General features: G+C 41.7%; 15 protein-coding genes and 1 pseudogene. 7 read left to right on the plus strand and 9 right to left on the minus strand.

Annotated features, from left to right (window positions below; all coding sequences use genetic code 11):
- Nucleotides 1-69: 69 nt before the first annotated feature.
- The 9 genes from N8A86_RS16465 to N8A86_RS21705 all read right to left on the minus strand — a co-directional run bounded on the left by N8A86_RS16465 (nt 70) and on the right by N8A86_RS21705 (nt 5,780).
- Nucleotides 70-1,089, minus strand: a complete 1,020-nt coding sequence (locus N8A86_RS16465) for an AraC family transcriptional regulator (protein WP_273566379.1) — start codon at nt 1,087-1,089, stop codon at nt 70-72.
- 187 nt (nt 1,090-1,276) lie between these two features.
- Nucleotides 1,277-2,014: a 23S rRNA pseudouridine(2604) synthase RluF gene (rluF, locus tag N8A86_RS16470; RefSeq protein ID WP_273566380.1), complete on the minus strand. Its 738-nt coding sequence runs from the start codon at nt 2,012-2,014 to the stop codon at nt 1,277-1,279.
- A 137-nt stretch (nt 2,015-2,151) separates the two neighbouring features.
- Complete coding sequence (locus N8A86_RS16475; RefSeq protein WP_273566381.1) at nt 2,152-2,616, minus strand: hypothetical protein; 465 nt, start codon at nt 2,614-2,616, stop codon at nt 2,152-2,154.
- A 250-nt stretch (nt 2,617-2,866) separates the two neighbouring features.
- Nucleotides 2,867-3,232: a VOC family protein gene (locus tag N8A86_RS16480; RefSeq protein WP_273566382.1), complete on the minus strand. Its 366-nt coding sequence runs from the start codon at nt 3,230-3,232 to the stop codon at nt 2,867-2,869.
- A 4-nt stretch (nt 3,233-3,236) separates the two neighbouring features.
- Nucleotides 3,237-3,716 (minus strand): SRPBCC family protein, encoded by a 480-nt coding sequence (locus N8A86_RS16485; RefSeq protein WP_337251812.1) that lies wholly within the window; start codon nt 3,714-3,716, stop codon nt 3,237-3,239.
- 41 nt (nt 3,717-3,757) lie between these two features.
- Nucleotides 3,758-4,891: a serine hydrolase gene (locus N8A86_RS16490; RefSeq protein ID WP_273566383.1), complete on the minus strand. Its 1,134-nt coding sequence runs from the start codon at nt 4,889-4,891 to the stop codon at nt 3,758-3,760.
- 49 nt (nt 4,892-4,940) lie between these two features.
- Nucleotides 4,941-5,210 carry a hypothetical protein gene (locus tag N8A86_RS16495; protein ID WP_273566384.1) on the minus strand — a complete coding sequence of 90 codons (270 nt, stop codon included), beginning with the start codon at nt 5,208-5,210 and terminating at the stop codon, nt 4,941-4,943.
- Nucleotides 5,211-5,324: 114 nt separating this feature from the next.
- Entirely contained in the window at nt 5,325-5,477 is a 153-nt protein-coding gene (locus tag N8A86_RS21700) for a hypothetical protein (protein WP_337251640.1), read from the minus strand.
- Nucleotides 5,478-5,540: 63 nt separating this feature from the next.
- Nucleotides 5,541-5,780, minus strand: a complete 240-nt coding sequence (locus N8A86_RS21705; protein ID WP_337251641.1) for an SRPBCC family protein — start codon at nt 5,778-5,780, stop codon at nt 5,541-5,543.
- Nucleotides 5,781-6,021: 241 nt separating this feature from the next.
- Here N8A86_RS21705 and N8A86_RS16505 point away from each other — a divergent pair, with 241 nt between their 5' ends.
- From N8A86_RS16505 to N8A86_RS16530, 7 genes and pseudogenes are all read left to right on the plus strand, one after another.
- A complete protein-coding gene (locus N8A86_RS16505) occupies nt 6,022-6,477 on the plus strand; it encodes a hypothetical protein (protein ID WP_273566385.1) in 456 nt (151 codons plus the stop codon).
- A 114-nt stretch (nt 6,478-6,591) separates the two neighbouring features.
- Nucleotides 6,592-6,804 (plus strand): hypothetical protein, encoded by a 213-nt coding sequence (locus N8A86_RS16510; RefSeq protein ID WP_273566386.1) that lies wholly within the window; start codon nt 6,592-6,594, stop codon nt 6,802-6,804.
- Nucleotides 6,797-8,239: a peptidylprolyl isomerase gene (locus N8A86_RS16515; protein WP_430682204.1), complete on the plus strand. Its 1,443-nt coding sequence runs from the start codon at nt 6,797-6,799 to the stop codon at nt 8,237-8,239. The genes N8A86_RS16510 and N8A86_RS16515 overlap by 8 nt, the downstream gene beginning before the upstream one ends.
- Before the next feature lie 4 nt (nt 8,240-8,243).
- Nucleotides 8,244-9,197: an AAA family ATPase gene (locus tag N8A86_RS16520; protein ID WP_273566388.1), complete on the plus strand. Its 954-nt coding sequence runs from the start codon at nt 8,244-8,246 to the stop codon at nt 9,195-9,197.
- A gap of 213 nt (nt 9,198-9,410) precedes the next feature.
- Nucleotides 9,411-10,737: pseudogene (locus tag N8A86_RS22060) on the plus strand (aconitase family protein); the annotation flags it as partial.
- A 33-nt stretch (nt 10,738-10,770) separates the two neighbouring features.
- Nucleotides 10,771-11,634, plus strand: a complete 864-nt coding sequence (locus N8A86_RS22065) for a hypothetical protein (protein WP_430682205.1) — start codon at nt 10,771-10,773, stop codon at nt 11,632-11,634.
- 72 nt (nt 11,635-11,706) lie between these two features.
- Nucleotides 11,707-12,270 carry a TlpA family protein disulfide reductase gene (locus N8A86_RS16530; protein WP_273566389.1) on the plus strand — a complete coding sequence of 188 codons (564 nt, stop codon included), beginning with the start codon at nt 11,707-11,709 and terminating at the stop codon, nt 12,268-12,270.
- Nucleotide 12,271 lies beyond the last annotated feature (1 nt).

Consider the following 12,271-nt stretch of genomic DNA (forward strand, 5'->3'; position numbering starts at 1 on the left):
CTTGATTTTCCATAGAAGAGTCAATTTACTAGTGTACGGTATTACATTCCGAAGTCTTTAAGTTATACCTCAAGAAGCGTGCATTTGTTTCGCATAATCGGAAGGGCTTCTTCCATCGGAGAATTTTTTGAACGCCTTGTAAAAAGATGCCCGGTTATTAAAACCCACGTCATAGGCGATTTGGGTTATGGTCCGATGATCCTCTTTATTTTGTAGCAAAAGGTTTTTAGCATCCTTGATTCGGTATTGGTTTACAAAATCAAAGAAAGAAAGATTGAAATGTTCGTTGATGATCTGTGATGTGTGATTTCTCGATAGGTTCATGAGCATGGATAGATCATCTAACCGGAGGTCATTGTCCAAATAGGGTTCTCGTTCTTCCATAATGCGTAAGAGTTTTGCTTTCATTTCTAGGGATAGGGCTTCCGACAGACCTGTTTTTCTATATTTTACAAAAGGTAGGACTTCTTTGATGGATTTGCCCTCGAAGATTTCGGGTTGCACAAATCCGAAGAAAGAAAGCATTCCTATAAAACCGACAATGGCAATGTCTACCAGATAATCGTAATCAGGATTCATAAGTCCGAACCGGACCAAGAAAATATAGAGGGCGAATAGAAGGACAAATCCAAAATAGGATCCGACGAACCATTTGAGCCATTTATTCTCACGAAAACCGACCTTTTTGTTCCTCCAAAAATTGAAATAGGTATAGGCAGCGTAGAAAAACATGATGGCAATGACGATCCAAATGGCGGAGTTTGGAAAATAGGCATAATCGTACGTTCTACCCTCAAGAACGACCTTTACCTTTTCTTGAGAAGACAGGGCATAAAAGGGATATAGCATTGAAACCGTCGTGGTCGGAGGAACCAAAAACAAAAGATCACGCCATATAAAACCTGTGTGGTCGATTACCTTGCGGGTATAAATAAAAACAATTGCCCCGTATACCGTCCACAATGGAAAATGGGCCAGATTGAGGTGAACGAACGACGCTGCATAAATATCTCCGGACCAACGTAGGGAATTGTTCAGCAACTCAAAGGCGAACAAGAAAGTATAAATACCTAGCAAAATGTTCGCCATTCGGTCCCCCTTCTTTTTGAAGAAAAACAGAATAGATAGAAGAATTCCTAAAAAAGTAAAAAACAGGAATAAGAGAATAATCCAATTCATGGTAGCGGCTATGATTCCTTAAAGTTAAATGTAGTTCGACAAAAATTGTCTCTTTTTATAGGATTGCCTAAAAAGACCTCATATCACGGTACATGGGTTATAAATCGTCATGCGTTTTAGACGAATCAGATACCAGACGGTTAATCTCCAAAAGCTCCGACTCGGTAAGATCGCGCCATTTCCCAACAGGAATATCAAGGGTTACGTTCATGATACGAATGCGCTTGAGTCGCTTTACACGATAATCCAAATATTCGCACATGCGACGTATTTGCCGATTTAGGCCTTGGGTCAGAATGATTTTAAACTGGTATTTACCAAGTTCTTCGACCCCACATTTGCGGGTCACTGTATCTAGAATGGGGACTCCGTTTCGCATTTTTTCGAGAAATTCTTCGGTAATAGGCTTGTCGACCGTAACGATGTATTCCTTCTCGTGGTGATTGCGTGCACGCAGAATTTTATTGACGATGTCTCCGTCATTGGTCAAAAAAATGAGGCCTTCGCTGGGTTTGTCCAATCGACCTATTGGAAAGATGCGTTTAGGGTAATTGATAAAATCGATGATATTATCTTTTTCAACTCGGGTATCGGTGGTGCAGACAATGCCGATAGGTTTGTTAAAAGCCAGATATACGGGTTTTTCGTTCGGTTCGGAGATTAATTTGCCGTTTACCCGTACTTCGTCGCCCTCTGTAATTTTTGTGCCCATTTCGGGTACTTTGCCATTGATGGTGACCCGACCCTGTTCGATGAGTTTATCGGCCGCTCGGCGTGAGCAGTAGCCGACCTCGCTGAGGTATTTGTTGATACGGGTTTGTTTGGGTTCTTGCACAGGGTAATTTTAATTGGTGCAAATTTAACGGATTTGATTTAAGAAGTGGAAGGTCGGTAGACTTTATGGGGCTGGGCGCGGAACTCGTCACGGACGAGCACTAGCGAGGCGCGTTGTTGTGTGCAGTAATCGCAATCTTATTTGTTTTCAGATTCGAAGTGAGCGTTTTCAACTTGTTCAGTGATAAATTCGATCTCCTTATTTACCGATTCTAAATTCAGTCTACTCGTAAGAATTGTATAGGAAAAATTAGCCAACCGAGCCTTTTTTGGTTTTATAAGTTGTGCCAATGACCAATAGTAAATTGTAATTTCATGACCTGAATCCGTAGTTTGCTCATAAAACATTTTATAAGCATTTTTATTGGGCAATGAAATGGTTTTTGATTCTTTCACATTTAGGCCGCTTAATACATCCAAAACTTCCAATTGATTTTCGCCAGAAGGAGCATTTAGAGACATAATCTTCAATCGTAAGGTTCCAGAAAGAGGGGTGTCTTCATAAAAACTTCCCCCATGCTCATCGTCATATTCCTCTATCCAGTTTTTAGGAATTTCGAATGTTAAGATTCCTCGATATCTAATTTTCTTTGTATTCTTCAAATTTGAACTAATGTTTTTTCATTGCACACAACTAGTTGATAAACGCAATGTATAAAAAAACCATACATAACCACCAAGAACAAGTTGTACGCCAATATTTGACACATGGCGCATAACCGCCTGTTGAGTTGTATATAAGCAGTTTTAGTGGAGAATATCTCGCTTTTTGAAATTAGAGATTTACCACATGTCGGGGTCAGAGCGAGCTGTAAACGTTTAATTTTATTTCGGTGGCAAATTTGCAACACTTTTAATTAAACTCCCCAAAATGCCACAGCACACCCGAAGGGTCGTGCATAAAGATTTCGCGGCCCCAGTCCCAAGTTTTGATGTCGGTGAGCCGTACGCCCTTAAATTTTTCGGGCAATCTTTTTTCCATCAAATCTTTTTGGCATTGTTCAAGATCATCGACTTCCAAGAAAAGCATCGAATTGTTGATCCAATCCTTCACGTAGGCATTTTGGAGGTAGAAGGCAAGACTTTCATTGACCTTGAAAAGGCTCATGCTCTTATCAATGACCACCTCCTCGAAGCCCAGCTCTTTATAAAATTTTCTGGACTCTTGATAGTCTTTTGCCCCGATAAAGGCCCGAATCGATTTTGAAGTATAGTTCATAGGATTACATATTTACAAAGACGTGTCCCGCTTGTGGTATTTCGGTCAAGTCGAATTCTTTTTCATTGAGCAGAATGCCGTGTTCCAAATAGGCTTTTAGGTTGGCCAACCAGAAAGTCCAGCCACAACTGCAGCCGTTGTAAACGTCCATTTTGGTTTTCTCGTCTGTGGGAATCTCGAACTGCTTTAACGTCAATAAAACAGCATCGCCTTTATTTTCAAGTGTTACCGAGACTTTGCTGACCTCGGCAAATGAAAATTCGAGATAATCTTTGCCGTTGGCTTTCCGTATTTCTCCTTTTTCCTGGCCGTTCCAATTGTACCATTCCCAAACATATGTATCTCCGGCCTTGATGTGTTCTTCCGCCTTTCGTTGAGTTCCATCTGGAGTGGTGTATGCTGCATTCCGTAGAAACCAAGATTCAATCCCCTCCTTTGTGGCCCAGCACCAATACAGTTTTTCCTGCGGTGCCTTGATGTAAATCTTTTTGTAAACGAATCGAAAGTCAACTGTTCCATACTATTTTATTTTTTGCGGTTCAATTCTTGTTTATAGATTTCACGCCCTAATTCGGCCAAAAACGGAATGCCGACCTCTTCGAATTCATAGGTGTCATCGTTGAAGATTCCATTTTTATTGACCAAAAGGGTAGCAGTGAGCATAAATTCCACATCATTCGTATCGTCGACGACAAAGGCACAGTCTGTTAGCGTACCGTACGCCCATCCTACTTTATTGTAAATTTTGATATGGTCGGGCATATCTTCTTTGGTATCACCATACATAAAGAATTTACAGTATCCATCGTAATACTCCTTTGGATCATAACCTAATTCTTTTGGTAGTGTATGCATGGCGGAAAGTAAAAATTCCCTTTGTTCTTCGCTCAAATCAAAACGTTGGTTCTCCGGAAATTTTTCAGGAAAAATAACACGTTTTAGAAGACCATGTTGCGCATCGATCGGATAGTAGTTTTTTAAGCTAAAATCAAAGGGTTCTTGGATCAATGAGTCTTCCTCTAGATATCCCGTGCCTTTTTTAACGCGATTCAATTGTAAAGGTTTAGCCGAGGTGTTGATCGTGCCGGCAAAAGTGGCCGTTGTACTATCGTTCAAATAGATGATCAAAGGTTTTGTGGAAACATCGTCAGAATGATATCCAAGGCGATGGGCGATTCGAACGGGTTGAACACCTCTTTTTTCCAATCCGGCGTTCATGGCGTCTTGGCCTAAAAATTCGACCAATCGATTGTTCGCGATATTATCGCTTACGGCGAAAATCTCTGAAATGGCCTTGGCGAATGTCGTTTCTACCGAATCGCCCTCGACATAAAATCGGGTATTTCTATCCAAGGTATCAATGGCATTGAGTTTTTCCAACGCGAGGACGGCCACTGGAAATTTTACGGTGCTTGCGGGGTAGAAGTAGTTGTCTTTGTCGACTTGAAAGTCATAATCCGTAAATAGAACGCTATCATTTCTCCGGTCGATTTGGGTAAAACGTATTTGAACTTCGAATTGGTCGACGCTATCCACCACTCTTTTAATGTTCTTATTTTCAGAGGCAAGTACAATTTCCAGCGGATTTTCAGAAGCGGTCGGGTCAGTGCAATTGACCAAAAGAAAAACAGTAAGAAATACAAGAAAGGTTTTTTTCATGATCGGTTCGGTATTTTTCTATATAAAGAATTTATTAAGATCGGCATGTTTATTCCCCTCCTTGGGAGGAGCTAGGGGAGGTCCCTTCATATACTTCGCCCCGATGGGGTTTAAGTGCATCACGCACTTTTATCATATCAAGTTCGTCAACCACCATAAAGGCCAAACTATGCATTTCACCAAGTCTTTGATATCCGGTGATGTCAAGGGGAAGTTGTTCTAGGGCAATGTATTCTTTCAGATGTTTTTCGTGATGTTCGGCCGTTTTCTCGGCGGTGGGACCCCGAAAGTCCCAAATCAGTTTTATTTTTCTGCCCATTTTAATGCGTCAGGTTTTATTTGAAGGATTTTATTGGTTTAAAGGACAAAAAATTTTCTTCCAACTTCCAACTTCCAACTTCCAACTTCCAACTTCCAACTTCCAACTTCCAACTTACTGAATACTGTCTACTGAAACCCCCTCTTCCGCAAATGCCTTGAAGTCTTCCATATATTTTTTTGACTGTTTTTTGAAAGCGCCCGGCATAAGAAAGCCCATGGTCTTCATCATAAAACCTTCAAATTGAAAGTCGGTCTCGAAATCCATTTTGTACTGTGACCGTCGATATCCTTAAAATAGTTTTTTTGCAAATTGTGTACACCTTTGGTATCATAGGTGGCATGAAACTCGTAAGGGAAATTTTTTTATTATAGTTTCGACAAGCACCATATTCCGTTTTCCCATAAGGTATTGGAGTTCCATTTTTGAGCCTTCTTGACCGGGTGGGCCTGAAATAATTTTGTAGCCTGTCAAGCCACGCTGCCAATGCCTCATATTATCCGGATTGTCCATTTTTTCAATGAATTCGTCCCGAGGTACTTCTACCGTAATTTCCGTAGTGTATTTCATGGCATTGAATATAAGTTGTTCTTCTACTTACTAATGTAATAAATTTTGAAGTGATGGCTAAAATTCTGTTAAGTAAAACAAGTATCGCTTGTACAACGTGATCTAATTCCTATTTTTGCGGGATGCTATTTCGAAAATATAGGAGTGCCTCCTTGTTAAAAAAGTACTGGTTTTTTTACTAGGGCCGATTCTATTTTCATCCTGTAACTATTTACGGAAAGAGGAGGATGGCAAAAAACCTTTGGCCCGCGTTGGTCAAAGCTATTTATATGAAGAGGATCTCGCCCCTTTGTTGAACGACGACCTGTCAAAAGAGGATAGTGCGTCGTTCGTTACCAATTACATCAACAATTGGGCTTCCAAGCAATTATTGTTGACCAAGGCCAAAATCAATTTGCCCGAAGAAAATCTAGCCGAATATGATGCATTGGTCGAGAACTATCGAACCGATCTTTATACCAGGGCCTACAAAGAAGCCTTGGTCGAACAAGGTAGCGATACGCTTATAACCGAATCACAATTGAATCGATTCTACGAAGCGGAAAAGGAAAATTTTCGACTTAAAGAAAAACTGATCAAAATCCGGTTTATAGAATTGCCAAAACAGTTCTTGAACAAAGATGAGGTCATAAAAAAGCTCAAAAGTTTTAAAGAGGATGATGTCGCCTACTTAGACTCGATCAGGGGTACAGTTTAAAAAGCTCAATTTTAACGATTCCTTTGGATAAGGGCGTCGAGGGTTATTGATGAAATACCGCCTTTAACATTCGAGAATCAAGATAAGTACTTAAAAAATTCACAATTTTTTGAATTGGAGGATGCATTAGGGGTATATTTGGTCAAGATTACGGGGGTTTTGCAGGTTAATGACATTGCGCCCTTGTCGTTTATAGAGCCTACCATAAAACAAGTACTGCTCAGTCGGCGAAAGTTGGACTATATTCGAAAGCTCGAAACTGAAATCATAGATGAAGCTATTAAAGAAAAAGAATTTGAAGTTTATACCAAAGATGAAGATGAATAATTTGATGTACCTAATGTCGGCCTTCTTTCTGACCGGAATGCTGTTCGCTCAAGAAACGACCGAAGTTCCTGATACACAGATAGAACCTCAAGAACCCGTTGTGGAGACTGCTATGGTGGTCAAAAAAGATACGACCAGAAATTTCAAGAAAATAAAATTGGATGGTATCGCGGCCGTAGTCGGCGATTACGTCATACTTGATTCGGACATTGAAAAAACGATGATCGATATCAAAAGCCAGGGGGCCTCTATGGAAGGTGTCAATCATTGCAGTATGTTGGGCAAACTGATGGAGGATCGTTTGTATGCCCATCAAGCCGTTCAAGATAGCCTTTTGGTATCCGACGATGAGGTGGCCGCCACCACGGATCGACAAATTCAAGGCTTTTTGTCGCAATTGGGTTCGATGGAGAAATTGCTGAAGTTTTACAAAAAGGAAGACGAGGCCAGTTTGCGGGAAGACATCAATATAATTATCAAACTGCGCATGCTATCTGAAAAGATGCAACAAAAAATAGTGGAGGATATTGAAATTACTCCTGAAGAAGTACGTCAGTTCTATAATAAGATTCCCGAAGATGAGCGTCCTGTGTTCGGTGCCGAAATGGAAATTTCCCAAATCGTTAAAGAACCTAAGGCCTCCGATGTAGAAAAGCAAAAGGTAATCGACAAACTCAATGCGATAAAACAAGATATCGAGGATAACGATGCCAGTTTTAGTGTTAAGGCGATTTTATATTCGCAAGGTCCAAGTAAGTCGCAAGGCGGACTTTTAGGAAGCATCACCAAAGATTCGGGATTCGATAAAACCTTTAAGGATGTGGTCTTCAGCACCGCAGAAGGTGAAGTTTCGGAACCGTTCGAGACCCAGTTCGGGTTTCACATTTTATATGTGGAAAAAATTAGGGGCCAGGAGCGCGATGTGCGTCATATCATATTGCAGCCCGAAATCTCGCAAGAAGCTATGGACGCTGCCAAAACGGAACTCGATAGCATACGACAGGCCGTTCTTGATGGTAAGTTCACCTTTGCCGAGGCAGCACTCAATTTTTCCGAAGAAAAAGAGACCAAGTTCGATGGGGGCCTGCTTCGTAACCCTACCAACTTCGATTCACGGTTTGAACTGACTAAAATGGATCCGACGCTTTACAACCAGGTCAGAAACCTAAAGGATAACGAAATTTCAAATCCAATTATGGATCAAGACCCGAGGGGTGGTGGCGTGAAGTTCAAAATTCTAAAAATTACGAATCGTTACGAAGAACATGTCGCAAATTTTTCTCAGGATTATATAAAAATACAGCAGTTGGCCAAGACCGAAAAACAGTATACCGCCATCAAAAAGTGGATGGAAAAACATATCAAAGATACCTATGTGAGCGTCAATGCAGAGAACCAAGAATGTGATTTTGCCAATAATTGGGTAAAAGAATAGCTGCATGTCGGACACAACCGCAATACATAACCTGGTCGAGAAACATAGTGCATTAAAGCAGGAGATTGCAAAGGTAATCGTCGGTCAGCATCAGGTCGTCGAACAAATACTATTATCGATCTATACAGGAGGACACTCATTGCTTATCGGTGTGCCCGGACTTGCAAAAACCTTAATGGTCAATACCATTGCCCAGACCTTGGGCCTCGATTTCAAAAGAATACAATTTACGCCCGATTTAATGCCAAGTGATATTTTGGGGAGTGAGGTATTGGATCAGAACCGCAATTTTAAGTTTATCAAAGGGCCTATTTTTGCCAATATTATTTTGGCCGATGAGATAAACAGAACGCCTCCGAAAACCCAGGCGGCCTTATTGGAAGCTATGCAAGAAAGTGCGGTAACTATTGCAGGTCAACAATACAAATTAGAATTGCCATATTTTGTTTTGGCCACTCAAAACCCTATTGAACAAGAAGGTACCTATCCGCTTCCTGAAGCGCAATTGGATCGGTTTATGTTCGCTATTGAGTTGAAGTATCCTTCTATCGCTGAAGAGATTCAGGTTGTAAAAGCAACGACCGATGATAACACACCTACGGTAAACACCCTGTTCAATGCGCAGGAAATTCTGGAAGTACAACACCTGGTACGACGGATTCCGGTGCCCGAGAATGTGGTGGAATATGCCGTGAAATTGGTGAATAGTACCAGGCCGGGCCTTGATTCAGCTACCGATTTCGTGAAACAATATATTGATTGGGGTGCCGGCCCAAGAGCCTCGCAGAATTTGATTTTAGGAGCCAAGGCGCATGCGGCGGTCCATGGAAAATTCTCTCCCGATATAGAAGATGTACAGGCCATAGCCATGGGTATTCTGCGACACCGTATCATTAAAAACTACAAAGCCGAGGCCGAAGGCATTTCCGAGGAGGATATTATTGGGAAATTACTCTAATAGGCGAACTTCAAATTCGATATTTTACCTATCTAAACATGGTAAAAGTGAAAAAGCGAATGATTCTATTTGTCAATTTGCTAAAACGCTTGCAATCATAAGGTAAAAATTTTATTTGCGATCAGTATTTTCTTAATTTCGTTGAATTACCATAAACCTAAAAAAGTATATATGGCATTTGATATCGAGATGATCAAAGGCGTTTATGCCACCATGGCCGATAGGGTGAACAAGGCCCGAGAAATTGTTGGCAAACCGCTTACCCTTTCAGAAAAAATTCTTTATTCGCATTTATGGGAAGGAACTCCGACCCAGGCTTTTACCAGGGGAAAGGACTATGTCGATTTTGCCCCTGATCGGATAGCTTGTCAAGATGCAACCGCCCAGATGGCACTGTTACAGTTCATGCAGGCGGGAAAGAAAAAAGTGGCGGTGCCTACTACGGTGCACTGTGACCATTTGATTCAGGCAAAAAGTGGAGCTGCGGCTGATTTACGAACAGCGAACAGTACGAGTGCCGAAGTCTTCGATTTCTTGGAATCGGTATCGAACAAATACGGAATCGGTTTTGGAAACCCGGAGCCGGAATCATCCATCAGGTCGTACTTGAAAACTATGCTTTTCCTGGGGGAATGATGATCGGAACCGATTCACATACGGTGAATGCCGGTGGATTGGGTATGGTAGCCATCGGAGTCGGTGGAGCCGATGCCGTAGATGTAATGGCCGGAATGGCCTGGGAATTAAAGTTTCCCAAATTGATCGGTGTAAAATTGACCGGGAATATTTCAGGTTGGACTTCCGCTAAAGATGTCATTCTAAAAGTTGCTGGAATACTGACCGTAAAAGGAGGTACTGGTGCCATTGTAGAATATTTTGGAGAAGGTGCCAAAAACCTTTCCTGTACCGGAAAAGGTACTATCTGTAACATGGGTGCGGAAATTGGAGCAACTACTTCTACGTTTGGTTATGATGCATCGATGGAGCGTTATTTGCGCGCCACTGACAGAAGTGATATTGCCGATGCCGCCAACGCTGTTAAGGAACATTTGACCGCGGATCCCGAAGTATATGCGAATCCAGAAGATTATTTTGATCAACTTATCGAAATCAATTTGGATGAATTGCGTCCGCATTTGAACGGACCGTTTACACCAGATTTGGCAACTCCGGTAGGTCAGTTAGGGGAGAAGGCTAGAGCGAATGGATGGCCTATACAAGTTGATTGGGGTCTGATAGGATCTTGTACCAATTCCTCGTATGAAGATTTGACACGGGCGGCTTCTATTGCGAAACAGGCGGTCGACAAAAAGATAAAACCAAAATCGGATTTCGGAATCAATCCCGGTTCGGAACAGATTCGTTTTACCGCGGAGCGGACGGCCTACTTCAGGTATTCGAAAATGTAGGTGCTACGATTTTTACGAACGCCTGCGGACCATGTATCGGCCAATGGGACCGTAGTGACCTGAAAGGGGACGAAAAGAATACGATTGTACACTCCTTCAACAGAAACTTTTCAAAAAGAGCGGATGGCAACCCGAATACACATGCCTTTGTTGGATCCCCTGAAATGGTAGCCGCAATCGCAATTTCGGGTCGTTTGGATTTTGACCCGATGAACGACACCTTGATAAACGAAGACGGCCAAGAAGTAAAACTCGATGAGCCATTGGGCATTGAATTGCCACCCAATGGATTCGATGTGGAAGATGCCGGTTATCTTGAACCTGATGCCGATGGTTCTGGTGTCGAAGTCAAGGTAAGCCCGACTTCGGAGCGCTTACAATTGTTAGACCCTTTTCTGCCCATAACCAACGAGCAGTTACAAGGAATGAAATTATTGATCAAAGCCTTTGGTAAATGTACCACGGACCACATCTCTATGGCCGGGCCTTGGTTGCGTTTTAGAGGACATTTGGATAATATAGCCAACAACACCCTTATTGGCGCCGTAAACGCGTTCAATAAGAAAACAAACTTTGTAAAGAACCAATTGACCGGAGAATATGGTGGCGTCCCAGATACCCAAAGGGCATACAAGGCAAAGGGAATCAGAACGATAGTTGTGGGCGACCATAATTATGGGGAAGGTTCTTCAAGAGAACATGCTGCCATGCAACCTCGCCATCTTGGGGTCGCTGCGGTATTGGTAAAATCGTTTGCCAGAATTCATGAGACGAACCTTAAGAAACAAGGTATGTTGGCCCTTACTTTTGCCAATGAGCAGGATTATGATCTGATTCAAGAAGATGACACTTTTAATTTTGTGGACATTGCCGAATTCGCACCTGACAAGCCTTTGACCATAGAAGTGGTTCATAAGGATGGAAGCAAAGATAACATCAAAGCGAACCATACCTATAATGCTGCACAAATTGGTTGGTTCAACGAAGGCTCTGCCCTCAATGTTATCAAAAGGGAGAATGCTGCTTAAATAATTTGAAAGAGTTACCAAAAACTCCCGATGATTATCGGGAGTTTTTTAGTTTTGATAAAACCCCGCTGAATGAAGATTAAAAAAAGGACTGTTCTTAATGTACTGCTTATAGGGGCGATCTTGTCTTTTTTTGTAACACCACTTGGAGACTTCAGTAAAGAGTTATTGAATAAATGGTTTGCCACCACGCCTACAATTATCAAGCCTGAAAATCGAGGGCAACTATCTGATTACGATTGGAGGCTGAAAGATGCGAATTGGGATTTCTTCAGTTTTGAAAAATCTAAGGGAAGGGTAGTTTTTATCAATTTTTGGGCCTCTTGGAACTTGCCTTCCAGGGCCCAAATGGACGATATTCAAAAACTATATGAAAAATACAAGGGAAGGGTTGACTTTTATATCATAACCGATGAAGAAAGAGAACTACCGGAAGAATTTATCAAAAGAAAGGGATATACGTTTCCGATTACCTATCTTATCGTTGGTGATAAAAGTCCGATGGAACTTTTGAAACCTCCAGGGTCCTATATACTTGATAAAAATGGTCGTATGGCCGTACATCAAAAAGCTATTTCCGATTGGAACAATGATACGGTATATGGGCTAATAGACGAGCTGTTGGCAGCCAAATAGA

Origin of the sequence: Maribacter halichondriae, assembly GCF_027474825.1 — a bacterium.
Taxonomy (GTDB): domain Bacteria; phylum Bacteroidota; class Bacteroidia; order Flavobacteriales; family Flavobacteriaceae; genus Meishania; species Meishania halichondriae.